Source organism: Franconibacter pulveris (assembly GCF_056780215.1).
Genome location: NZ_CM165555.1, coordinates 1,938,509 through 1,962,859 on the forward strand (window position 1 = coordinate 1,938,509; position 24,351 = coordinate 1,962,859).

16 protein-coding genes are annotated in these 24,351 nt (G+C 57.1%); 13 read left to right on the forward strand and 3 right to left on the reverse strand.

Features of this window, described 5'->3' with window-relative positions:
• The 11 genes from ACU4F7_RS09310 to ldtE all read left to right on the forward strand — a co-directional run bounded on the left by ACU4F7_RS09310 (position 1) and on the right by ldtE (position 11,729).
• The gene (locus ACU4F7_RS09310; protein ID WP_481638716.1) at positions 1 to 2,541 is read left to right on the forward strand and encodes a fimbria/pilus outer membrane usher protein; all 2,541 of its coding nucleotides are present in this window, start codon (positions 1 to 3) and stop codon (positions 2,539 to 2,541) included.
• A complete protein-coding gene (locus ACU4F7_RS09315) occupies positions 2,538 to 3,482 on the forward strand; it encodes a fimbrial protein (protein ID WP_029592657.1) in 945 nt (314 codons plus the stop codon). Before ACU4F7_RS09310 ends, ACU4F7_RS09315 begins: the two co-directional genes overlap by 4 nt.
• A gap of 12 nt (positions 3,483 to 3,494) precedes the next feature.
• On the forward strand, positions 3,495 to 4,007 hold the full coding sequence (locus tag ACU4F7_RS09320) for a fimbrial protein (RefSeq protein WP_029592658.1): 513 nt from the start codon (positions 3,495 to 3,497) through the stop codon (positions 4,005 to 4,007).
• Between the two features lie 55 nt (positions 4,008 to 4,062).
• A complete protein-coding gene (locus ACU4F7_RS09325; protein ID WP_029592659.1) occupies positions 4,063 to 4,572 on the forward strand; it encodes a fimbrial protein in 510 nt (169 codons plus the stop codon).
• 484 nt (positions 4,573 to 5,056) lie between these two features.
• Positions 5,057 to 5,425: a Fe-S cluster assembly scaffold SufA gene (sufA, locus tag ACU4F7_RS09330; RefSeq protein WP_481638491.1), complete on the forward strand. Its 369-nt coding sequence runs from the start codon at positions 5,057 to 5,059 to the stop codon at positions 5,423 to 5,425.
• A 10-nt stretch (positions 5,426 to 5,435) separates the two neighbouring features.
• A complete protein-coding gene (gene sufB, locus ACU4F7_RS09335) occupies positions 5,436 to 6,923 on the forward strand; it encodes a Fe-S cluster assembly protein SufB (RefSeq protein ID WP_029592663.1) in 1,488 nt (495 codons plus the stop codon).
• A gap of 20 nt (positions 6,924 to 6,943) precedes the next feature.
• Positions 6,944 to 7,690, forward strand: coding sequence for a Fe-S cluster assembly ATPase SufC (sufC, locus tag ACU4F7_RS09340; protein ID WP_029592664.1), 747 nt, complete (start codon positions 6,944 to 6,946; stop codon positions 7,688 to 7,690).
• A complete protein-coding gene (gene sufD, locus ACU4F7_RS09345; protein WP_481638492.1) occupies positions 7,665 to 8,939 on the forward strand; it encodes a Fe-S cluster assembly protein SufD in 1,275 nt (424 codons plus the stop codon). Before sufC ends, sufD begins: the two co-directional genes overlap by 26 nt.
• Positions 8,936 to 10,156 carry a cysteine desulfurase SufS gene (sufS, locus tag ACU4F7_RS09350; protein WP_029592669.1) on the forward strand — a complete coding sequence of 407 codons (1,221 nt, stop codon included), beginning with the start codon at positions 8,936 to 8,938 and terminating at the stop codon, positions 10,154 to 10,156. Before sufD ends, sufS begins: the two co-directional genes overlap by 4 nt.
• Before the next feature lie 12 nt (positions 10,157 to 10,168).
• Positions 10,169 to 10,585: a cysteine desulfuration protein SufE gene (sufE, locus tag ACU4F7_RS09355; protein WP_029592670.1), complete on the forward strand. Its 417-nt coding sequence runs from the start codon at positions 10,169 to 10,171 to the stop codon at positions 10,583 to 10,585.
• A 97-nt stretch (positions 10,586 to 10,682) separates the two neighbouring features.
• The gene (gene ldtE / locus ACU4F7_RS09360) at positions 10,683 to 11,729 is read left to right on the forward strand and encodes a L,D-transpeptidase LdtE (protein WP_481638493.1); all 1,047 of its coding nucleotides are present in this window, start codon (positions 10,683 to 10,685) and stop codon (positions 11,727 to 11,729) included.
• Between the two features lie 111 nt (positions 11,730 to 11,840).
• On the opposite strand, the gene lpp is transcribed toward ldtE, so the two are convergent.
• The 3 genes from lpp to ynhH form a co-directional block, all read right to left on the reverse strand.
• Positions 11,841 to 12,077 carry a murein lipoprotein Lpp gene (lpp, locus tag ACU4F7_RS09365; protein ID WP_001082307.1) on the reverse strand — a complete coding sequence of 79 codons (237 nt, stop codon included), beginning with the start codon at positions 12,075 to 12,077 and terminating at the stop codon, positions 11,841 to 11,843.
• A gap of 322 nt (positions 12,078 to 12,399) precedes the next feature.
• The gene (gene pykF / locus ACU4F7_RS09370) at positions 12,400 to 13,812 is read right to left on the reverse strand and encodes a pyruvate kinase PykF (RefSeq protein ID WP_029592676.1); all 1,413 of its coding nucleotides are present in this window, start codon (positions 13,810 to 13,812) and stop codon (positions 12,400 to 12,402) included.
• Positions 13,809 to 14,039 (reverse strand): protein YnhH, encoded by a 231-nt coding sequence (gene ynhH, locus ACU4F7_RS09375; protein WP_481638495.1) that lies wholly within the window; start codon positions 14,037 to 14,039, stop codon positions 13,809 to 13,811. Before ynhH ends, pykF begins: the two co-directional genes overlap by 4 nt.
• A gap of 819 nt (positions 14,040 to 14,858) precedes the next feature.
• Here ynhH and ACU4F7_RS09380 point away from each other — a divergent pair.
• Positions 14,859 to 16,124, forward strand: a complete 1,266-nt coding sequence (locus ACU4F7_RS09380; RefSeq protein WP_481638496.1) for an autotransporter strand-loop-strand O-heptosyltransferase — start codon at positions 14,859 to 14,861, stop codon at positions 16,122 to 16,124.
• A gap of 34 nt (positions 16,125 to 16,158) precedes the next feature.
• Complete coding sequence (locus ACU4F7_RS09385) at positions 16,159 to 23,502, forward strand: AIDA repeat-containing protein (RefSeq protein WP_481638497.1); 7,344 nt, start codon at positions 16,159 to 16,161, stop codon at positions 23,500 to 23,502.
• Positions 23,503 to 24,351 lie beyond the last annotated feature (849 nt).

Sequence of the window (24,351 nt, forward strand, 5' to 3'; positions counted from 1 at the left end):
ATGGTTAGGGAATATAACAATATTAAACCCGCCAGACTGGCATTTCTTATTGCTATCGCGCTCGCGGGGGCTGCACCTGGCGTTTATGCGGATGATTATTTTAATCCGGAGCTGGTTGAGCTGGGCAGCCCTGACGCAGGCAAAGCGGATTTGACGGCTTTCGAGTCGGGTGACCAGGCGCCGGGAAAATACCATGTTGATATTATTCTTAACGATCAGATAGTTGACACCAGCGACATTGAGTTCAGTGCCGTTAAAAAGGGCAATGGCGATGAGCAACTCGTGCCATGTCTTTCCATAGAACAATTAAAGGCCTGGGGTGTTAAAACCGAGCTGTTTCCTGAATTAGAAAAGGGAAACGGCGGCTGTGCGAACCTGCAGGCCATTCCGCTTGCTGCGACAGAGTTTCAGTTCGGCGCCCAGCGCCTGGTGGTCAGCATACCGCAGGCCGCCATCGCCATGCAGGCCAGGGGAACCGTACCGCCTGAAATGTGGGATGAAGGCATTAGCGCCGCGCTGCTGAATTACACGCTGAGCGGGGCAAATAATCGAACGCGCAACGGAAACGGTAGCGATACCAGCAGCCAGTATGCCAACCTGCGGCCCGGGCTGAACGTTGGGCCATGGCGGCTCAGGAATTACACCACCTGGTCGCGGGATTCCGGCGGCCAGGATAAATGGGATACGGTCTATACCTATGCCCAGCGCGCCATTATTCCACTAAAGGCGCAGATGACCCTTGGAGACAGTTCATCGCCTTCTGATGTCTTCGACAGCATCCCTTTTCGCGGCGGCCAACTCGCCTCTGATGATGATATGTTGCCCGATTCGCTGAAGGGCTACGCACCGGTTGTTCGCGGCATTGCGCGCAGCAATGCGCAAGTCACTATTCGGCAGAATGGCTATCAAATTTATCAAAGCTACGTAGCGCCGGGAGCGTTTGAAATCAGTGACATGTACCCGACCGGCGGCGCAGGCGACCTTGAGGTGACCATTAAAGAGGCCGACGGCAGCGAGCAGCACTTCACGGTACCTTTTGCTTCGCTGCCGGTATTACAGCGCGAAGGCCGTTTGAAATACGCCGTTACCGGGGGCCAGTACCGCTCATATAACAGCAGCGTGGACAAGACGCCGTTTGGCCAGATGACCGGAATATATGGTCTGCCGCACGGCTTCACTGTGTATGGCGGAGTAGAGGCATCAAGCCATTATCGTTCGCTGGCGGCAGGCGTCGGCAAAAACATGGGTAACCTCGGCGCGATATCCGCCGATGTGACCCAGGCATGGTCAAAACCTCAGAATGCCGACAGCGCTTCAGGTCAGTCATGGCGCGCACGCTACAGTAAGAACTTTGCCAATACCGGAACCAACTTCGCTATCGCCGGTTACCGCTATTCCACACGCGGCTACTACGGTATGCAGGAAGTGCTGGATTCATGGGGGGACGACACCGCCTTGCAGAGTCGGCGGCGCAACCGCATGGAGTTAACCATGAGCCAGTCGCTGGGTTCCAGTCTGGGCTCGGTCACGCTTAGCGCGGTACGCGAAGACTACTGGAATACCGGCAAAACCATGAATAGCTATAGCGTGGGATATAACAACTACTGGCACAGTATTAGTTATGGCCTGAGCTGGACTTACAGCGAAAACGGCAACCCAGACGCGTATAGCGACTCGGTCACTTACGATAAAGATCAGCTGCTGGCGTTCAATATCAGCGTCCCGCTGGAGAAATTCCTGCCGCAAACATGGGCTAATTACAGCCTTAATAGCAGTAAATATGGCGGAACCACCCACAGCGTGGGGATCAACGGTACAGCATTCGCAAACCACTCGCTGAACTGGAACGTTCAGCAGGGGTATGGATCTGACGGCGTTGGCAACAGCGGGCTGGTGAATGGCGACTATAAAGGCGCTTATGGCGAATTCACGGCAGGTTATAGCTACGATAAAAATAATGACCGCTTGAATTACGGCCTGCAGGGCGGCGTTGTGGCGCATGCGAATGGGGTAACGTTGTCTCAACCCTTGGGCGAAACGAACGTGCTGATTAAAGCGCCGGGCGCGCATGACGTCAATATTCAGAACCAGACGGGGGCCAGGACCGATTATCGCGGGTATGCCGTGGTCAACAACCTTTCTGTTTATCGCAAAAATGATATCACGCTCGACCCTGAAAATATGCCAGATGATGTCGAGCTGGAATTAACGACGCGTACGGTAGTGCCAACCCGTGGCGCCATCGTCCGGGCAGACTATGTAGCAAGCGTCGGACGGCGCGCGCTGTTGACGCTGATGCGTAACGACACAACTCCTGTACCCTTCGGCGCCATCGTTACGCTTAACGATTCAAAAGCCAGCTCTATCGTGGGCGATAACGGTCAGGCTTACCTGACCGGATTAAGCGAGCAGGGAGAACTGCTTGTCAAGTGGGGAGAAGAGAGCCAGCAGCAATGTCGTGCGACTTACTCGCTTAACTCAACCCAGGTAGTTAATGGTCTGGCAATGATTAATACAGTGTGCCAACAGGTAATCCGATGAAGAGTCTTAAGAGTATTATCTTTATTCTGTTAACATTAAGTTCAATAAATGTTTTTGCCGGTTGTGTGAATAATATTGCCGCTTATACCAAGAATATTAATTTCGGCAATGTCACTGTGCAGCGCGATGTGCCTGCGGGAACGGTGGTGGCAACGCAAAGCGTGCTCGGCGATATTAACTTTACCTGTACCGGCCCTGCCATGAATACCTATCACGAAGTGATGTATACAGGATTAACCTCGTTTGGGAATAATGTTTACCAAATAGGCGTAAGCGGATATGGCATCAGGGTGTCAGAAAACGGCCCCGGTGGCGATTTTCATCACTACTTTCCTATTGAAATTAACGGGTGGAATGATAACACTGGCACCTACTCGACTAACTTATATAAGTTCGAGCTGGTAAAAACGTCTGAACCTGCACAATCAGGCGCTATTCGCACCGGTGTCATTGCCGATACTTCTATGTTTAATCAATTTTATATCGGCACGTTTAATATTACCGGAGGGACTATCACGACGCTCGCTTGTTCCCTCTCAACGCCAAATATGAGTTTCCCTATTGGCAATATTCCCGCCTCGTCATTTGGCTCAGCGCCAGGAACCACACCGGCTGGCGCGCAGAATACGCAATATCTGGGGCTCAATTGTAACCCCGGCGCCAATATAAACGTTTCGCTAAGCGGCAAGCAAAATCCGGATGTTTCGACGCCTGGCGTACTGGCGTTGTCAGGCCAGGGCAATGCCGGCGTGGCTAAAGGCGTTGGCGTGCAGCTTTTATATAAAGGCACTCCGCTGGCGCTGAATAACCGTATTGTGCTGAAAAAATCGTCTGGCGGAGAGGAGATATTTCCGCTAGTGGCGCGCTATTACCAGACCCGAACCAGTGTCACCACGGGAAGCGCCAATGCTTCTGCAACGTTAACTATTACTTACCAGTAAAGAAGAGACGCAATGAAAATAAAAACACTGGCAGCGATATTAATCGCAGCCTGTTCCCTTTCGGCTATCGCAGCGGATAACGTTAATATCAACGTAACTGGAAATATTATTGCCTCGCCCTGTATCGTTAATGGAGGGAGTACCGGATTAACCGTCGATCTTGGCAATATTCAGGCGACGGCGCTGTCGTCACCAGGCTCGTCGTCCGCGCCCATTGATTTTACATTGTCTATTACCAACTGCCCGGCCGGCACCAGCAGTGTAAAAACCACTTTTACAGGTACTCCCGATACCGTCGCAGGCAGTAGTTATTATAAGAATTCCGGCACGGCGACGAATCTGGCGGTTCAATTAACGCAAGTCAGCACAGGTAATGCAATCGGTAATGGCGCAACCATTACCCAGACAGTGCAGGCTGACCGAACCGCCTCCATTGCAATGAAAGCAAAAGCTTATTCCAGCGCCGGCGGGGCAATGCCGGGCTCCATTAACGCCGTGATTGTCACCACTATGCAATACAACTAATGGCGTTTTATATGCCGGCCCATTTAAGCCAGATTGTACTTTTTACGGGTGGATTATGTCCTTTAAACACGTTTTTATCTCTTTCGCGATAGCGATACTGCCTGTGACCGTGAAAGCGGACCCGACAATTACCGTGACGGGGCAGGTCGTGGCCAGCCCGTGTACGGTTGATGCCAATACCGTGACGCAAACTATCGATCTGGGACAAGACACAAAGCAACATTTACTGGCGGCTGGCGATGGCGGTAAGTGGGCTGATTTTGATTTGAACGTAACAAATTGTCCGGCTGGCACCAGCAGCGTCACCGCAAAATTAACCGGTACGGCCGATTCACAGGATAGCAGCGCCTGGAAAAACAGCGGCACCAGCGGCAACATCGCGCTTCGCGTGACGAGTCGCGATCATAATGCCATCTACAGTGTGAATAGCGCTGTACAGGTGAAGGTCGATACCGCCACGCGCAGCGCTACCTTTCCCTTGTCGGCCCGGATGTTTACGCCAACAGGGAATGCAACGGCGGGCACCTTTTTATCAGTGATGAGCGTTGATTTCACGTACCAGTAGTTGGGCGGCATGAGCTTATTCGTGAGCGGCTTGTTGCTGAAGAAACGGTAAAGCGCTGCGGTATGACATTCTCCTCGCTGGCGGAGGGGTGACCACGCCTATTCGCCTGAATTATTCCGAACCCGATATTCTTTTGCTTAACTGACATTAGCGCTGACTTTTCAGGGGTTTAAAAGGTTTGCGTTAATCAGCGCTACGCCGCTCTAACCCGCCGCTTCTTCCCCTATTTCTTAAATAGACATTTTCTATACATCTTTACCTTTTTACCCCTCCGTTCTGGTTGCCTCTTTTTATCGCTTTATAAATCAACCTATTACTTAAAAATATCCCGCACTGTTAACCCTGGCTGTAGGGTCTATGCTTAATAAAAGTGCTTAAAAAGTGCCTTTTAGCGAATACCCCTGTTCAACAGAGGTTGAAGTGATAATTATTATCACTAACATGGTGTTATCGCCTGAAAGGCAATCAATTGTGAGGTAGCGCGATGGAATTACATTCAGGAACCTTCAATCCGGAAGACTTCAGCTGGCTGGGGCTGACCATGACGCCTGCCGCTGCTGACCATATCCGTTCGCTGATGGCGCAAAAACCGGAGCTGCTGGGAGTGCGCCTTGGCATCAAGCAGACGGGCTGCGCAGGATTTGGCTACGTGCTTGATACGGTAAGCGAGCCGAAAGAAGACGATCTGGTCTATGAACAAGACGGGGCGCGTCTGTACGTGTCGCTCCAGGCGATGCCATTTATTGACGGCACCGAAGTGGATTACGTACGCGAAGGATTAAACCAGATATTTAAATTTAATAACCCGAAAGCGCAGCACGAGTGCGGGTGCGGCGAAAGTTTTGGGGTTTAGGCGGTAACTTATGTCTCGTAATACTGAAGCAACTGACGATGTAAAAACCTGGACCGGCGGCCACCTGAACTACAAAGAGGGCTTTTTCACCCGGTTGCAGACCGATGAGCTGGCGAAAGGCATCAACGAAGAGGTGGTGCGGGCTATTTCTGCGCGCCGTAATGAACCGGAGTGGATGCTGGAGTTTCGCCTGAGCGCTTATCGCGCCTGGCTGGAGATGGAAGAGCCGCACTGGCTGCATGCCCATTACGATAAGCTGAACTATCAGGATTACAGCTATTACTCCGCGCCCTCCTGCGGTAATTGCGATGACAGCTGCGCCTCAGAGCCCGGCGCGGTGCAGCAAACCGGCAGCAACGCCTATCTCACGAACGAGGTAGAAGAAGCATTCAACCAGCTCGGCGTGCCGGTGCGCGAAGGCAAGGAAGTGGCGGTGGACGCCATTTTCGACTCCGTTTCGGTCGCCACTACCTACCGTGAGAAACTGGCGGAGCAGGGCATTATTTTCTGCTCCTTCGGCGAAGCCATTCATGACCACCCGGAGCTGGTGAAGAAATACCTTGGCACCGTGGTGCCTTCGAACGATAACTTCTTCGCCGCGCTGAACGCGGCGGTCGCCTCCGACGGCACCTTTATCTACGTGCCGAAAGGGGTGCGGTGTCCGATGGAGCTTTCCACCTACTTCCGCATTAACGCGGAAAAAACCGGCCAGTTCGAGCGCACCATTCTGGTGGCGGATGAAGGCAGCTACGTAAGCTATATCGAAGGCTGCTCCGCGCCGGTGCGCGACAGCTATCAGCTGCACGCGGCGGTGGTGGAAGTCATCATCCATAAAGATGCGGAAGTGAAATACTCCACGGTGCAGAACTGGTTCCCCGGCGACAACAACACCGGCGGCATCCTGAACTTCGTCACCAAGCGCGCGCTGTGCGAAGGCGAAAACAGCAAGATGTCCTGGACGCAGTCGGAAACCGGCTCGGCCATCACCTGGAAATACCCGAGCGTTATCCTGCGGGGCGACAACTCCATCGGCGAGTTCTACTCCGTGGCGCTGACCAGCGGTCACCAGCAGGCGGATACCGGCACCAAAATGATCCACATTGGTAAAAACACCAAATCGACCATTATTTCGAAAGGCATCTCGGCGGGGCAGAGCCAGAACAGCTACCGGGGGCTGGTGAAAATCATGCCGACGGCGACCAACGCCCGCAATTTCACCCAGTGCGACTCGATGCTCATTGGCGCAGACTGCGGGGCGCATACCTTCCCGTACGTGGAGTGCCGCAACAACAGCGCCCAGCTTGAACACGAGGCGACCACCTCACGCATTGGCGAAGACCAGCTCTTCTACTGCCTGCAGCGCGGCATTAGCGAAGAAGATGCTATCTCCATGATCGTGAACGGCTTCTGTAAAGACGTCTTCTCGGAGCTGCCGCTGGAATTTGCCGTTGAAGCACAAAAATTGTTGGCCATTAGCCTTGAGCACAGCGTCGGCTAAGGCGTGAGAAAGGATAAGACATGTTAAGCATTAAAGACTTACAGGTAAGCGTTGAAGACAAGCAAATCCTCCGTGGGCTTGATCTGGAGGTGCGTCCGGGCGAAGTGCACGCCATCATGGGGCCGAACGGTTCCGGTAAGAGCACGCTTTCCGCCACTCTTGCCGGGCGCGAAGATTATGAAGTGACCGGCGGCGAAGTGCATTTCAAAGGTAAAGATCTGCTTGAACTGTCGCCGGAAGCGCGCGCCGGCGAGGGGATCTTTATGGCCTTCCAGTATCCGGTCGAGATCCCGGGCGTCAGCAACCAGTTCTTCCTGCAGACCGCATTGAATGCCGTGCGCCAGCATCGCGGCCAGGAAGAGCTTGACCGCTTCGATTTTCAGGATCTGATGGAAGAGAAAATAAAACTGCTGAAGATGCCGGAAGATTTGCTCACCCGTTCGGTGAACGTCGGCTTCTCCGGCGGTGAGAAAAAGCGTAACGATATTCTGCAAATGGCGGTGCTGGAGCCTGAGCTTTGCATTCTTGACGAGTCGGACTCAGGGCTGGATATCGACGCGCTGAAAATCGTGGCGGATGGCGTAAATAGCCTGCGCGACGGCAAGCGCGCTTTCATTATTGTTACCCACTATCAGCGTATCCTTGATTACATCAAGCCGGATTTCGTCCATGTGCTTTATCAAGGCCGCATCGTGAAGTCAGGCGATTTCACGCTGGTTAAACAGCTGGAGGAGCAGGGCTATGGCTGGCTTACAGAACAGCAGTAACGCGCTGCAGCAGTGGCATCGCCTGTTTGAAACGCAGGGAGGGCAGCGCTCTGAATATGCGCAGCAGCACCTGCAACAGCTGTTGCGCGCCGGCCTGCCGACGCGCAAGCATGAGCACTGGAAATATACGCCGCTGGAAGGTTTGCTTAACAATCAGTTCGTCGCGCCGCAGCCGCAGCCGGTAAGCGCTGAACAGCGCGACGCGCTGTCGTTGAGCGTTGACGCGCTGCGCCTGGTGTTTGTCGATGGCCGCTTTGCGCCTGAACTGAGCGATGAGCTGAGCGCGAGCGGGTTTGAGGTCGTCATTGACGAAGCGCGCGAAGGTTTGCCTGCGCCCGTGCAGCCGGAACTCTTTCTGCACCTCACCGAAAGCCTTGCCCGCAGCGCGACGCGTATTCGGGTGGCCCGCAATCAGCGTCCGGCGAAAGCGTTGCTGTTAATGCATATCAGCCGGGGCAGCCAGAGCGATGAGATGAACACGGTGCACTACCGTCATCACATTGAGCTTGCCGAAGGGGCCGAGGCCACGGTCATCGAGCACTACGTAAGCCTGGATGATAAGCGGCACTTTACCGGCGCGCGCTTAACCATGCAGGTGGCCGCCAACAGCCACCTTCACCATTACAAGCTGGCGTTTGAAAACCCGGCAAGCTTCCACTTCGCGCATAATGATATCTGTCTTGGGCAGGATGCCGGCGCGTACAGCAACAGCTTCCTGCTGGGCGCAGGCGTCACGCGCCACCACACCAGCACGCGGCTGGATGGCGAAAACACGACGCTTCGCATGAACAGCCTGGCGCTGCCGGTTAACAACGAAGTATGCGATACCCGTACCTGGCTTGAGCATAACAAAGGCTACTGCAACAGCCGTCAGCTGCATAAAACCATCGTGCGCGATAAAGGCCGCGCGGTGTTTAACGGCCTCATTAAAGTGGCCCAGCACGCTATCAAAACCGACGGGCAGATGACCAACAACAACCTTCTGCTCGGCAAGCTGGCGGAAGTGGACACCAAACCGCAGCTGGAAATTTACGCCGATGACGTGAAATGCAGCCACGGCGCGACGGTCGGTCGCATCGACGACGAACAGATGTTCTACCTGCGTTCACGCGGGATTGACGAGGCGGCCGCCCAGCAGATGATAATTTACGCTTTCGCCGCAGAGCTCACCGAGAGCATTCACGACGAAGCGCTGAAACAGCAGGTTCTGGCGCGTATCGGCCAGCGCCTCGCAGGGGGCAAGGCATGAGTTTTTCCGTGGAGAAAGTACGCGCCGACTTTCCCGTCCTGGCGCGGGAAGTGAACGGCCAGCCACTGGCCTACCTCGACAGCGCCGCCAGCGCGCAAAAGCCTAACGCGGTGATTGACGCCGAGGCGGATCTCTATCGTCACGGCTATGCGGCGGTGCATCGCGGCATCCATACGCTGAGCGCTGAAGCGACGCAGCGGATGGAAAACGTGCGCGCGCAGGCGGCGAAGTTTCTCAACGCTCGTCTGCCGGAAGAGATTGTTTTCGTGCGCGGCACGACAGAGGGAATAAACCTGGTCGCTAACAGCTGGGGTAAAAGCCAGCTGCGCGCCGGCGATAACCTCGTCATCTCCACGATGGAGCATCACGCTAACATCGTACCCTGGCAGATGCTGTGCGAACGCGCAGGCGCCGAGCTTCGCGTGCTGCCGGTTAATCAGGACGGCACGTTAAAAATGGAAGCGCTGCCGGGGCTGCTTGACGAGCAGACCCGACTGGTTGCGATAACCCATGTCTCCAATGTGCTGGGCACGGAAAACCCGATCCAGGAGATCATCAGCGCCGCCCATGCCGTCGGGGCGAAGGTGCTGATTGACGGCGCGCAGGCGGTTATGCATCACGCAGTCGATGTGCAGGCGCTGGATTGCGATTTCTATGTCTTCTCCGGGCATAAGCTTTACGGCCCGACCGGCATCGGCATCCTCTATGTTAAAGAGGCTATTTTACAGGCGATGCCGCCGTGGGAAGGGGGCGGTTCGATGATAGCCCAGGTAAGCCTGACCGAAGGCACCACCTATGCCGCCGCGCCGTGGCGCTTCGAGGCGGGCACGCCTAACACCGCAGGCATTATCGGCCTTGGGGCGGCGATGAGTTATGTGCAGGCGATTGGCCTTGAAGAGATCGGCGAATATGAACGTTCGCTGATGCGCTACGCGCTGGAGCAGCTGAAAAACGTGCCGGATTTAACGGTTTACGGCCCCGATTCGCGGCTTGGCGTTATCGCTTTCAACCTTGGCAAACACCACGCTTATGATGTCGGCAGCTTCCTGGATAATTACGGTATCGCGGTGCGCACCGGGCACCACTGCGCCATGCCGCTGATGCATTTCTACGGCGTGCCGGCCATGTGCCGGGCTTCGCTCGCCATGTACAATACCGAAGAAGAGGTGGACCGGCTGGTGGCTGGCCTCATCCGCATTCATCGTTTATTGGGGTAAAGGGAGAAACGCATGGCTACGTTGCCGGATAAAGATAAGTTGCTGCGCAATTTCAGCCGCTGCGCCAACTGGGAAGAGAAATATCTCTATATTATTGAGCTCGGGCAGCGGCTGCCGCTACTGAGCGAAGAGGCGCATAATCCGCAAAATAGTATTGCGGGCTGCCAGAGTCAGGTCTGGATTGTAATGAACCAGCGTGAAGACGGTATTATTGAGCTTGAAGGCGACAGTGACGCCGCTATTGTCAAAGGGCTTATCGCCGTGGTTTTTTCGCTATATCAGCAGATGACCGCGCAGGATATTGTCGCTTTCGACGTACGCCCCTGGTTTGAAAAACTCTCTCTGACTCAGCATCTTACGCCGTCCCGTTCGCAGGGCCTTGAAGCGATGCTCCGCGCCATTCGCACTAAAGCGATTAATCTTAGCTAAACTCAAAAGAACAGCTTTCATCCTGTTACGCGGGGTACTTTTTTACCCCGCTCGTCTTTCAGCATTCCGGCTTAGCCGGTGAATACAGGAATTCAGTATGAAACGCGCGTTCTTGTTCTCTCTTATTACCTGCACTCTTCTGGGCGCCGCTGAAGTTTATGCGGTGGATTATCCTCTGCCGCCGCCTGGCAGCCGTCTTATCGGCCAGAAACAAATCTATACCGTGCCGAATGATGGAAAAGATCTTGAGTACATTGCCGAGAAATTTAAAACCGGCGTATTGCTGATGCTAGAGGCCAATAATACGGTCGACCCGTTCCTGCCAAAACCGGGTTCAGAGCTGGTCATTCCTTCACAAATGCTGCTGCCCGATACGCCGCGCGAAGGGATAGTGGTAAACCTGGCGGAGCTGCGGCTTTATTACTATCCGCCCGGGGAAAATCGCGTAGAGGTTTATCCGTTGGGGATAGGCCAACAGGGCCGTGATACGCCGATTATGGTGACGCGCATCATCCAGAAAATCCCGAACCCGACCTGGACGCCGACGGCCAATATCCGCGCCCGATCGCTTGCCCAGGGCATAAAGCTGCCGCCGGTCATTCCTGCCGGACCCAATAATCCTTTAGGACGTTATGCGTTACGCCTGGAGCAGGGCGGCGGAGAGTATCTTATTCATGGCACTAATGCGCGCAGAAGCATCGGTATGCGCGTCAGTTCCGGCTGCATGCGCATGCGGGCGGAAGATATCAAATCGCTCTTCAGCCAGGTTGAGTGGGGCACTCGCGTGCAAATCATCAATGAGCCTGTAAAATATTCACAAGAACCGGATGGCAAACGCTATGTGGAAGTGCATCAGCCGCTTTCACAAAACGACTGGGATAACCCGCAGACGCTGCCTATCGCCATCAACGCCAGCTTCGGCAGGTTTATCGATGACGCCGCAACAGACGCCATGGCCGTCGATAACGCGATAACGCGTCGAGCAGGCGTGCCGGTTGTTGTCAGCGCCATGCAGAGCGCGCCGAAGACCGTTGCGCCAGTAAACAGCATGCAGAGCGTCAAGGCGACGCCGCAGCCTGCGCCCGTGACTCAGGCGGAAGGGACGCCCGTGGCGAGTACGCATAGCGTGACGCTTGTGCAGTAACGCGATTATCAGAGGGCAGGGAGGCCGTGCAGGAGGAGGTCGTCGGGAAGGCGCAGAAGCGGGGCAAAAAAAATGGCGCACTGTGTGCGCCATTTTTCAATCAAACTACTATTACTTGCGGTATTTAGTAGCCTGGTTGTCCAGACGCTGGTTAGCGCGAGCTGCGTCGTCTTTAGCAGCCTGAACGTCAGAACGCATTGCGTTCACGTCGTTGCTCAGCTGGTCAACTTTAGCGTTCAGAGTCTGAACGTCAGAAGACAGCTGATCGATTTTAGCGTTGCTGGAGCAACCAGCCAGCAGAGTAGAACCCAGGATTACCGCGCCCAGTACCAGTTTAGTACGATTCATTATTAATACCCTCTAGATTGAGTTAATCTCCATGTAGCGTTACAAGTATTACACAAAGTTTTTTGGGTTGAGAATATTTTTTTGATGGGAATACACCTAATTTTGATCGTTCGCTCAAAGAAACACCGACTTTAACCCCTGAGTTAAAAAAACTCTGATAAAACAGCGCGGTTTCATCGGATTCTTCTTAGATAAACACACACGCAACGGACGGGCAAATAGTTAAATATTGTTTGAGTTTTTATTAAAAGCGTCGTAGCGAACAAATAAAAAAAGGCGTCTTGCGACGCCTTCTTAAACGAAATAATAAGATGAAATATTATTACAGCACGTGTACAGAAGCGGTGTTGGTGGTGCCGCTTGGCACCAGCGCGCCGGAAACCATCACGACGATATCGCCTTTATTAGCCAGGCCGCTGGAGAGGGCCACTTCTTTACCCAGACGATAGAAATCGTCAGTGGAAGCGATCTCTTTTACCAGCTGCGCGATAACGCCTTTGCTCAGCACCAGCTGACGAGCGGTCTGTTCGTTAGTGGTCAGCGCAAGGATAGTCGCGTTCGGGAAGTACTTACGTACGGACTTGGCCGATTTACCGCCCTGGGTAGCAACCACGATAAGCGGCGCTTCCAGTTTTTCGGCCGTTTCTACCGCGCCGCGGCAAACGGCTTCGGTAATACGCAGTTTGCGGCTGTCGTTGTTGTAGTCCAGACGGCTGGTCATTACGCGGTCGGTACGTTCGCAGATGGTCGCCATGATGGTGACCGCCTCCAGCGGGTATTTCCCTTTCGCAGACTCGCCAGACAACATAACCGCATCGGTGCCGTCGAGGATGGCGTTCGCCACGTCGCCTGCTTCCGCACGGGTCGGGCGCGGGTTTTTAATCATGGAGTCGAGCATCTGCGTCGCGGTGATAACCACTTTGCGCGCGCGGATACATTTTTCAATCATCATCTTCTGCGCGAAGATAACTTCTTCAACCGGGATTTCAACGCCGAGGTCGCCGCGGGCAACCATGATGCCGTCGGAAGCTTCGAGGATCTCGTCGAAGTTGTTCAGGCCTTCCTGGTTTTCAATTTTAGAGATGATCTGGATATTTTCGCCGCCGTGCGCCTTCAGGTGCTGACGGATCTCTTCCACGTCTGAACGTTTACGAATAAAGGACGCGGCGACGAAGTCCACACCCTGTTCGCAACCGAAGATCAGGTCTTGCTTATCTTTTTCCGCCAGCGCGGGCAGGGCGATAGAGACGCCCGGCAGGTTGACGCCTTTGTTTTCGCCAAGGTCGCCGTTGTTCAGCACTTTACAGATAACCTTGTTGCCTTCGATGGCGGTCACTTCCATACCAATTAAGCCATCGTCCACCAGCACGGTATTGCCCACCTGCAGGTCGCTGGTGAAGCCTTCATAGGTTACCGCTACGGTTTCGCTGTTGCCGACGACGGATTTATCGGTGGTGAAGGTAAAGGTCTGGCCCGCCTTCAACGAAACGTCATTGCCGCCTTCCAGTTTGATGGTGCGGATTTCCGGGCCTTTGGTATCAAGCAGGATGGCGGCTTTCTTGCCGGTTTTTTCCATCACGTTGCGCAGGTTCTGGATACGCTGGCCGTGCTCGGCATAATCACCATGGGAGAAGTTCAGACGCATCACGTTCATGCCCGCGTCGAGCATCTTGGTCAGCATCTCTTCGGATTCGGTTTTCGGGCCGATGGTGCAAACAATTTTCGTCTTTTTCATGACAGTCTTAATCTTTTAGTTGATGAAGGATAGGAAAAATGCGTTACCGCGGCGCGCTTCGCCGTGGCTTGTGAATCTGTGTCGCTCACCCGGTAATGCCACAGCCTAATAAGAATAGGTGACATCAACCAGGCGTGCAGGGGAAAGTGTGCTTGCGCTTCAGCCAGCCGGGATGAACGGATTTGATTGTAATTGTTGCGACAGTCCAATGCGCTGAAACCATTCAAGATAAAGTGGCGGCATTATAGCTGCCATACGGCAGGAAAGGAATTAAAAACGCTGTTTCAAAATACAAATTAGCGCGGTGCGGTTGTTGTGTTGCCTGCGAGTTACAGGCCTATTAAGAAAGCGTTGGCAGTCAAAATAAGCGATACGGTTTAGGGTTAAAAGCGACGCTATTACCGACAAAAGCATTTAATTAACGATTAATAATTAGCCTTTTTATCTGTCGCGTATTTCACATTAATTGTGTTCGCAAAGGCTCGGCTGCTTAGCGCTCACAAACAGCGGGTTTGCTGCATCTGGCAAAATATCTTGCAGGCCAGGGCGTAGCGCTGATGAGTTTCAAAAAGAACGCAACCGGAAAATCAGCTTTCTATTTATTAGGCTGCTTTCTTTTGTTTTAGGTTCAATTCTTATTGAACACTAAAAAAATATCTGAACCACAAAAATAAAAAGAGAAGAATATATTCTGGAATGTGATCTGAGCTTTGTTTTTTAGTGAGTTTGGGTTAAGGATATTCCTAAATTAATGTGTGTTTCTTGCTATTAACTTATTGTAATTAAAGGATTTTTAAAAAATAACCAAAATTGGTAGTAATCTTAAGTTATTGATTATTAAGTTATTTAACAAAACGTAAGAATTTGCAATAAGTTAAGTCATCACTACACTTAAGCCAACTTTTCGCGTGGTAATGGATGAACCAAAAGCAGAAATAAATAACTTTCCGGGCAACCTCGTCCGGAGGATGGCTTCTGCCTGATCGCCATAATTTAAGCCAAAGCGTTATTTAAGATATTTCCTGAAGAGTTAGGAAGGTAGGGTGATGACGAATTCCGCATCTGCCAGTAATGGTCACGCTTTCATATTGCCTCCAGAGCTACCTACGCAGCAGGGGCCCGAGGGCATTTTATTTGATTTCAATGACGGCGCACGTTTGTTATTGCCCCAGGGCAACTGGCGAGTGGAAATAAGCGACGACGAAACGGGAAATGTGCTTTTCGCCAACGATATTATTCAAGGTTGGGTTATCAGCACCAAAAAATATTATGTGCCTTTTCGTCTACGCGTCTGGCGAAAGGGGGAGAGCGACCCGCTGCTTGACCACGCGCTCGATCTGCGCGGCCAACGCGTCCTGATCTCCTTTCCCACCGGCACGCTGGGCGATCTGATAGGCTGGGTGCCTTACGCCGAACGTTTTCGCAAAACCTGGCGCTGTCAGACCGACTGCACGCTGGCGCAGCCTATTCTTGATCTCTTCAGACCCGCTTATCCCGAGCTTAATTTCTTTACGCCAGAAACCTGGCAGGCCGAGCGGGGCGAGGCGCAGGCGCCATACGCCACGTATCGCGTCGGGCTTTTTTTTCATGGCGACCTGGACCGCCAACCCTACGATTTCCGCCAGGTGGGGTTGCACCGCACCGCCGGGCATATTCTTGGCGTCGATCCCGACGAAATTATCCCCGATCTGCGCACCCGCTCCCCGCGCTCCCCGCGCCAGATAGCCGAACCCTATGTCTGCATCGCCACCCAGTCCACCAGCCAGGCGAAGTTCTGGAACAACGGCAGCGGCTGGCAGGAGGTCATCGATTTCCTTAAAGCCGAAGGGTACCGGGTTATCTGTATCGACAAAGAGAAGGTGGTGGGGCGCGGCTACGTCTGGAACAAAATTCCCCACGGCGTGGAAGATTTTACCGGCAATCTGCCGCTGCGCGATCGCGTGGCGCTGCTGGAACATGCCGATTTTTTTATCGGCCTTGGCAGCGGGCTTTCCTGGCTTGCCTGGGCAAGCCGCACCCCGGTGGTGCTGATAAGCGGCTTTAGTCTACCCAACAGCGAGTTTTATACCCCCTGGCGCGTCATCAATACCCACGTCTGCAATGGCTGCTGGGATGACGTGCGGCTCGATTTCGACCATCAGGACTATTTCTGGTGTCCGCGCCACAAAGGCACGGACCGGCAGTACGAGTGCACGCGTTTTATTACAGGCAAGCAGGTTATCGGCCAGCTACGTCGGCTGATAGCGCTGCGAAGCAATCCCTTTGACATCAAAACAACAGCATTGGCAGACCCCGATCAGCACGCCGCCTGACGGCCGATGAGAACGGGTCCCCGAGGACATCAAAATGAAGAAAAGTCTCAACTGCAGCTACCGGCTGGTGTGGAGTGAAGTTCAGCGCGCGTTTATCGTGGTTTCAGAGTTAACCCGGGCGAAAGGCAAGCGCGCCAGCGGCGCGGTGCTGATTTCCGCGGCAGTGGGTTCAGCGCTCGCCAGCTCCGCCGCGCTGGCGTTTACGACGGATGTCACCTCCGCCGTGCAGGATGAAGTGGTGCAGGGCGGCACGCAGAATGTTCTGGCGGGCGGCGTCACCACCAGGCACCTGATTTCAGACCAGGGCGTACAGATTGTCGCAGGCGGTCAGGCGCAACAGACGACGCTTGACGACGGCGGGGTGCAGATTGTGCGCCAGCAGGGCAGCGCCGCGGACACCACTATCAACAACGGCGTTCAGTGGGTAGAGAGCGACGGACAAGCAAGCAATACGGTTATCTTTGACGGCGTGCAAAGCGTAGCCGGTACGGCAACGACCACGGTGGTGGGCGACGGCGGGGAACAGCACATTCTGGCGTCGGGAACCGGCATCGACACCCTGATTAACAACGGCGGCACGCAGTCCGTGGACGGCACGGCTATCTCCGCGGTGGTGAATAATGGCGGTCACCAGGTGGTCGAGAGCGGCGGCTTTGCCCGCAGCACCACCGTTAACGACGGCGGGGTACAGTATATCAGCGCCGGCGGTGCGGCTTCCGACGGCGTCATCTTCAGCGGCGGCATTCAGCAGGTCTCCGGCACCGCCTCCGGCGCCAGCGTTAGCGACGGCGGCACGCAGCAGGTACAGCTGGGCGGCCAGGCGCGCGACACCCAAATCAACAGCGGCGGCACCCAGGCGGTGGAAGGCACCGCCATTGCGGCGGTCGTTAAAGCGGGCGGCACTCAGCTCATCCAGAGCGGCGGTCTCGCCACCAGTACGCAGGTCAACAGCGGCGGGTTGCAGCACGTGAATGAAGGCGGCGCTTCGGCGGATGCCCATCTCTTCGGCGGCACCCAGTTGCTGGCAGGCACGGCGTCGAACACGCAGATTGACGCAGGTGCCGTGCAGCAAATTCAGGCGACCGGTAAATCTGTCGATGCCCAGGTCAACAGCGGCGGCTTGCAAAACGTCGGCGGCACGGCGAATTCCGCGACCGTGAAATCAGGCGGTACTCAGCTGGTGCAAAGCGGCGGTCACGCTAACAGCACGGTGGTGCGTGACGGCGGCGTCCAGGAGGTGAAACTCGGCGGCGCGGCCTCCGGCTCTGTCCTGCTGGGCGGCGTACAGGAGCTGGCGGGCACGGCGGGCGACACCGTCATTGGCAAGGGCGGCGTACAGCACGTCCAGACAGGCGCTAACGCCAGCGGCTCGTTAATCAACGAAGGCGGCCTGCAGCGCGTGGAAGGCACCGCCACCGCTGCGGTGGTGAATACCGGCGGCACGCAACTGGTCGAGAATCAGGGCTTGTCCATTAGCGCGGTGGTTAACAGCGGCGGTCTTCAGCATGTAAGCCTGGGGGGAGCGGCATCCGATACCGCCGTCTTCGGCGGCGGGAACCAGGTGGTGGCGGGAACCACTACCGGCACGCATCTGAACGACGGCGGCGCCCAACTGGTGCAGCAGACCGGCAAATCAACCGGCGCTATTATCAATAACCGCGGCACCCAGACGGTGGACGGCCTGGCGGTTTCCGCTGTGGTGAACGACGGCGGCACGCAGCTGGTGCACAGCGGCGGTCTCGCGACTAATACCACCGTTAATAACGGCGGCTTACAGCATATCGATCTCGGCGGCGCGTCCTCGGATGGACGCATTTTCTCCGGCGGCACCCAGGTTGTTGCCGGTACGGCGTCCGGCACCAGCGTTAACGCAGGCGGCACGCAGCAGGTACAGCAAACCGGTAAAGCGGTGAACGCCATTATCAACAGCGGCGGCACCCAGGCGGTGGACGGCTCGGCGATTTCCGCCGTGGTGAACGACGGCGGCGTGCAGCTGATCCATCGCGGCGGGGTGGCGGCTGGCACCCTTGTCAACGCGGGGGGGCTTGAGCATATCAACGAAGGCGGAGCCTCTTCCGACGGCATTCTCTTCGGCGGCACGCAGGTTGTGGAAGGCGCCGCTTCCGATACGCTCATCAATACGGGCGGCGTTCAGCAGATCCACGCCACCGGCAAAGTGACCGGTGCTACCATTAACAGCGGCGGCCTGCAGGATGTGGACGGCGCGGCAATTGCCGCCACCGTAAACGATGGCGGCGTTCAGCAAGTACGCAGTGGCGGTATTGCCACCGGCACCGTAGTGAACACCGGCGGCATTCAGGACGTGCTGGCAGGCGGCGCGGCAGCGGCGGCGACGCTGCTTGGCGGCGTTCAGGAGCTGGCTGGCATGGCGGCGGACACGGTTATCGGCGCAGGCGGCGTGCAGCATGTGCAGTCAGGCGGCAGCGCTACCGGCTCGCTCATTAATGACGGCGGCCTGCAGCGCGTGGACGGCACCGCGACCTCATCGGTGGTTTACGACGGCGGCATCCAGTTAGTCAACAGCGGCGGTCTGGCGGCGGGCTCCATTGTCAATAGCGGCGGCCTCCAGCACATTAATGAAGGCGGCGCGGCGTCCGATGGGCGCATTTTCTCCGGCGGCACCCAGGTCGTTGCGGGCACGGCGTCCGGTGCCAGCGTCAACGAGGGCGGCACGCAACAGGTGCAACAGACTGGCAAGGCCACCGATACCATTATCAACAGCGGCGGCACTCAGGCGGTCGATGGCTCGGCAATCTCCGCCGTGGTGAATGATGGCGGCGTGCAGTTAGTGCAGGCAGGCGGTCTGGCGGCAGGTTCGCTGGTCAACAGCGGCGGCCTGCAACACATCAACGAGGGCGGCGCCGCCTCCGATGGGCTGCTGGCAGGCGGCACCCAGGTGGTGGAAGGCACGGCCTCGGGCACCATTGTGAATGCAGGGGGCATGCAGCAGGTTCACGTCACCGGTAAAACCACCGGCACGCGCGTCAACAGCGGCGGTCTGCAGAATGTGGACGGCACGGCCAATGGCTCCATCGTCAATGATGGCGGTCTGCAGATCCTGCAAAGCGGCTCCCACGCCAACAATACGCAGGTAAACACTGGCGGCATTCAGTCGGTGCGCGCAGGGGCGGCGGCCTCCGGCTCTCTGCTGCTGGGCGGCATCCAGCGTGTGGCGGGGCTCGCGGGCGGCACCGTGATTGGCCAGAACGGCGTGCAGCATGTGATGACGGGCGGCAGCGCCACCGGGTCGCTTATCAATCAGGGCGGTTTGCAGCGTGTTGACGGCACCGCAACCTCATCGGTAGTGAACAATGGCGGCGTACAGCTGGTGAACAGCGGCGGCCTGGCCGCCGACGCTATCGTGAACAGCGGCGGTCTCCAGCACATTAACCTTGGCGGCGCGGCGTCGGATGGCACCATTTTCGGCGGCGGGCAGCAGGTTGTGGCTGGCACCGCGTCCGGCGCCAGCGTCAGCGATGGCGGCGTGCAGCTGGTACAGACCAGCGGTAAAACGACCGGTACGAAGGTCAACAGCGGCGGCACCCAGAGCGTGGACGGCACCGCTATCGCCTCCGTGCTGAACAACGGCGGCGTGCAGCTGGTGAACAGCGGCGGGCTCGCGACCCGTTCCATTGTCAACAGCGGCGGTCTCCAGCACGTTAAGCAGGGCGGCGCCTCATCCGACGGCACCATCTTTAGCGGCGGGAAGCAGGTGGTGGAAGGGACCGCGTCTGGCACCAGCATCAGCGACGGCGGCACGCAACTGGTGATGAGTACCGGTAAAGCGAATAACACCCAGGTCAACAGCGGCGGCACCCAGAGCGTCGATGGCACGGCTGTTTCCGCCGTAGTGCGCGACGGCGGCGTGCAACTGGTCAACCGGGGCGGCCTGGCCGCCAGCACCACCGTCAACAGCGGCGGGCTTCAGCACATTAGCCTGGGCGGCGCGGCTTCCGACGGCACCGTCTTCGGCGGCGGCACGCAGCTGGTGGAAGGCACAGCCTCCGGCACCAGCATCAGCGACGGCGGCGTACAGCTGGTGACGGCCAGCGGCCAGGCGCGCGGCACGCTGGTTAACAGCGGCGGCGTACAACGCGTGGACGGCCTTTCTGACGCTGCGGTTATCAACAATGGCGGCCAGCAGCTGGTGGACCCGTATGGCTGGTCGCGTAATACGGTTATCAATGCCGGCGGCAAACAAACCGTCACCAGCGCAGGGGCGGCCATCTCCACCGTGATGAACGGCGGCGAGCAGAATATCAATAACGGCGCGAAAGCGGTTGAAACCCGTATGCTCGGCGGCACGCAGAATATCGGCGACGGTGGCCTGGCCGTAGATACCCGCGTTGAAAACGGCGGCGTGCAGAACATTAACGCTGGCGGCGAAGCGGATTTCGGCGTGATTTACAGCGGCGGCATCCAGAACGTGAAAGCGGGCGGCCTGGCGGATATCACCCTTATCGACGGCGGTCTGCAAATACTGGAAGGCACGGCGAATGGCAACTCTGTCTATAACGGCGGACGCCAGTCAGTGCTGGACGGCGCGGTAGCCAACTTCACGTTCATTCGCGATGGCGGTCTGCAAGACGTTTCGGGCACGGCGAACGGAACCACCATCGACAGCGGCGGCCAGCAGGTGGTGAACGCCAGCGCCACAGTGATTTCGACGGTGGTTGAGACGGGCGGCCTGCAGATGGTGAGCGAGGGCGCGCAGGTGAGCGATACCCTTATCCGTGGAGGGATCCAGAACCTGGCCCGCGGCGCCAGCGCGCTGGATACCCATCTTATCGGTGACGGCGCGCAGAATGTCGGCGCGGGGGCGAACGCCTCTGGCACCGTGCTGGTCAATGGCGCCGTACAACGCGTCTGGGGCAACGCGCAAGACACTGGGGTGGATTACAAGGGCGTGCAGCAGATCTATCAGGGCGGCACCGCGACCTCCACGACTGTCTATCAGGGCGGCGTGCAAAATATCCAGAACGGTGGCACCGCGTACGACACGCAGATTAACCTGGGCGGCATTCAGAACGTTCTCACCGGCGGCACCGCCGTCAGCACCACGCTTAACGATGGCGGTACGCAGAACGTCAACAGCGGCGGCACCGTTATCTCGACCGTCATCAAGGCGGGCGGGATCCAGAATGTCAACGACGGCGCTATCGTCGTGGATAACATCGTGGCAGGCGAGCAGGTGGTTAATGCAGGCGGCGAAGTGGCCTCGTCCACCGTTAGCGAGAACGGCACCCAGAGCGTCACCTTCGGCGGCACCGCCGTCGCCACGACCGTGAGCAAGGGCGGCGCGCAGCAGGTAAAAGCTGGCGGCGTGGTCGATCTCACCTCCATCGAGCAGGGCGGGATGCTGGCGCTGGCGAGCGGTGCCAGCGCAACCAACATCATGCTGAACAGCGGCGCGGCGCTGGTGGCCACGACGGATACTACCGTAGACGGCGAGAGCAGCAACGGCGAGTTCTCTATCGCTGATAAGCTGGCCGACAGCCTGCTGCTGGAAAATGGCGGCTCGCTGGAGGTGAGCGCGGACGGCACGGCTAACAACACCACCGTAAACGCGGGCGGCAGCCTCAACGTAGCGGCAGGCGGCACTTTAACGGGCTTTACCGAGCTTAACGACGGCGCCGCCTTAACGGGCGATGTTAATAATGCGGGCGTGCTGAGCATTACCGCCGACACCACCGACAGCAGCTACAGCGGCGCGCTAACCGGCAGCGGCAGCCTTTATAAAGAAGGCGATGGCCAGTTGACCTTAAGCGGCGTACTGAACCAGGCGGGCGGGACCTATCTGCAAGCCGGTACGCTGGTCTTCAGCGGCCTGCAGGCGGTTACGGATATCGTTGCGCAGCTCGGCACATCGTTGCAGTTAACCAATGGCACGTCGCTGACCGGCGCCATCGACCCGACCGATTTGACGGTTGACGCAGGCTCGAGCTGGCTGATGACCGGCGACTCGCTGCTCAATACCCTGACGCTCGGCGGCGCCATTGATTACCAGGCGCCCACCGGGGCATTCGTACCGAAAACCCTGACGGTCACCAACCTGGTGGGCAATGGCGGCACCATCACGCTCAACACGCTCTTTGCGGGTAATGCGGCCACCACCGATAGCCTGGTGATTGACGGCGGCACGGCGACCGGCAACACGCAGCTCGCTATCCGCAACCTGGGCGGCCTTGGGGCGAGCACCACGGGCGAAGGCATTCAGGTGGTCAACGCCATTAACGGCGCCACCACTGCCGATGACGCCTTCAGCATGGCGGGCACGCTGCAGGCGGGGGCTTATAACTACACCCTGCGTCAGGGCGCAGCGGATGAGAGCTGGTATCTGACGACCGCTGCAACCAGCGCCGGGGATCGCGGAGCGCAGAACTACCGTTCAGCTGTCTATCTCTACAACTCGCTTTTTGCGCAGGCGATGGACTATGACAGCGCGCTGCTCGGTTCGCTGGACAGCCGTCGCTACGCGGCTCGCGCGGCGACAGAAAGTGGCAGCAATATGTGGGCGCGTTTCCAGGCCGGGCAGTTGAGCCACGACCACGGCAGCGACGACCTGCGCAGCGGCAATACGCCGGACAGCAAGGGCGGCTACACCTTCCTGCAGATTGGTAGCGATCTCTGGCAGAATGCCGACAGCGCGATGGCGCTGAGCGTTGGCATCTACGGCGCGGCGGGCCTGTCTAAAGTGGACGTGCAGCGTTCGAACGACTCCAAAGCGGGTACGGTTAAAGACGATGCCTATAGCGCGGGTCTTTACTTCAACGGCGTACATGAGCGCGGCTGGTGGTTCGACGTGGTGGCGCAGGGTACGCGTCATAACTTCGACACCGACCCGCGTGACGGCGATGGCATGAAGACGCACGGCTGGGGTTATGTCGGCTCCTTCGAAACCGGCCTGCCGTTCGAGGTTGGCGCGGGGCTGGTGCTTGAGCCGCAGGTGCAGTACCAGTATCGCAGCGTGGATCTGAACGATGGCGGCGATGACATGGCGGATATCAAGTTCGGCGACGCGCACAGCCAGCAGGTGCGTGCGGGGCTGCGTATTGGCAACAACGCGACGCTGAAGGCGACGGGCAACCCGCCGCCGGTGAGCTGGTGGGTGCGCCCGTCCTTCATCCAGACTTTCGACTCGAAAGGCGATTTGCGCGTCGGCGCGCCGGGGGTGGCGAACAGTGAAGCCACCTTCAGCCCGGATCAGGACGGCACTGCCGCCGCGCTGGATGTGGGGCTTGACGGGCAGATCCGCGATAACGTGACCTTAGGGGTGCGCGCGGGCTATACCCAGACGCTGGATGATGCCGGCACCGGCGGCTACGGCGGTCAGGTGACGCTGAAAATCAGCTTCTGATGAGAAAGTAGTGTAAAACGTGGTGAAAGCCGCGCCTCTTCAGGCGCGGTTTTTTTTATTGCGGGGAGCAGGAGAGGGTTGGCAGAGCCGCACGCAGGGCGGGTTAGCCTTTTATAAAGTGAATATGCGTGGGCGGTGAAGGGTTCCGTTCGCCAGAGCGTTGTTTTCATGTGTACCCTTCCTTCACGCGAACGTGTTAAGGGGGCTCGCCGCCGCCCCCTTAACAATCCCCGCTCCCGGCACGCAAAATCGACCCCTTCGGGGTAAACCTTCCGGTCTGTCATCTGGCTTCGGGTCGGTCCTGACGGTGCATCCCTGCACCGACATGACCTCACGCCGGTTCCCTCCGGCGTGCCCCGGCCAGCTGTCAGCCCGGAAGGCGATTTTGAGGCCGGATAAAAATCATCGCTGACAGGCTGATGAAAAAAGTCATAGTGTTGTCGCTATAAGGCAGGATGCGTTTTGGTGGTTCATTGATGAACAAATGCAGTGCCACTCGCGGGGTTTCCTCCCTCGGGGGCGAGGACCGGGGTGTGGGGAAATGACGGCATGACCGTATCACATTGCAGGGCAAGTGGCGCTTTGCTGGTTAGCCCTGCAAACTCCCCGCATAGCCGTTAAAGCGAAGCAGTTCCTGCAACCAGAATCAAACGCCGAAGCGGAGGGGGTGAATCCGGCCTCAAAATCGCCTCAGCTTTTTCACGATGGCCGGGGCGCACCGGTCGGACCCGGTGCGAAGGCATGCCGGCACATGCATGCCATTAAAGCGAAGCAGTTCCTGCAACCAGAATCAAACGCCAAAGCGGAGTGTAAATCCGGCCTCAAAATCGCCTCAGCTTTTTCACGGTG

What these genes read in the sequence shown, in the direction of transcription:
- sufB (WP_029592663.1), top strand. Translation starts at nt 5,436, where the DNA reads ATGTCTCGTAATACTGAAGCAACTGACGATGTAAAAACCTGGACCGGC.
- pykF (WP_029592676.1), bottom strand. Translation starts at nt 13,812, where the DNA reads ATGAAAAAGACGAAAATTGTTTGCACCATCGGCCCGAAAACCGAATCC.
- sufD (WP_481638492.1), top strand. Translation starts at nt 7,665, where the DNA reads ATGGCTGGCTTACAGAACAGCAGTAACGCGCTGCAGCAGTGGCATCGC.
- ACU4F7_RS09385 (WP_481638497.1), top strand. Translation starts at nt 16,159, where the DNA reads ATGAAGAAAAGTCTCAACTGCAGCTACCGGCTGGTGTGGAGTGAAGTT.
- ACU4F7_RS09325 (WP_029592659.1), top strand. Translation starts at nt 4,063, where the DNA reads ATGTCCTTTAAACACGTTTTTATCTCTTTCGCGATAGCGATACTGCCT.
- sufA (WP_481638491.1), top strand. Translation starts at nt 5,057, where the DNA reads ATGGAATTACATTCAGGAACCTTCAATCCGGAAGACTTCAGCTGGCTG.
- ACU4F7_RS09315 (WP_029592657.1), top strand. Translation starts at nt 2,538, where the DNA reads ATGAAGAGTCTTAAGAGTATTATCTTTATTCTGTTAACATTAAGTTCA.
- lpp (WP_001082307.1), bottom strand. Translation starts at nt 12,077, where the DNA reads ATGAATCGTACTAAACTGGTACTGGGCGCGGTAATCCTGGGTTCTACT.
- ACU4F7_RS09310 (WP_481638716.1), top strand. Translation starts at nt 1, where the DNA reads ATGGTTAGGGAATATAACAATATTAAACCCGCCAGACTGGCATTTCTT.
- sufE (WP_029592670.1), top strand. Translation starts at nt 10,169, where the DNA reads ATGGCTACGTTGCCGGATAAAGATAAGTTGCTGCGCAATTTCAGCCGC.
- sufC (WP_029592664.1), top strand. Translation starts at nt 6,944, where the DNA reads ATGTTAAGCATTAAAGACTTACAGGTAAGCGTTGAAGACAAGCAAATC.
- ACU4F7_RS09320 (WP_029592658.1), top strand. Translation starts at nt 3,495, where the DNA reads ATGAAAATAAAAACACTGGCAGCGATATTAATCGCAGCCTGTTCCCTT.
- ldtE (WP_481638493.1), top strand. Translation starts at nt 10,683, where the DNA reads ATGAAACGCGCGTTCTTGTTCTCTCTTATTACCTGCACTCTTCTGGGC.
- ACU4F7_RS09380 (WP_481638496.1), top strand. Translation starts at nt 14,859, where the DNA reads ATGACGAATTCCGCATCTGCCAGTAATGGTCACGCTTTCATATTGCCT.
- sufS (WP_029592669.1), top strand. Translation starts at nt 8,936, where the DNA reads ATGAGTTTTTCCGTGGAGAAAGTACGCGCCGACTTTCCCGTCCTGGCG.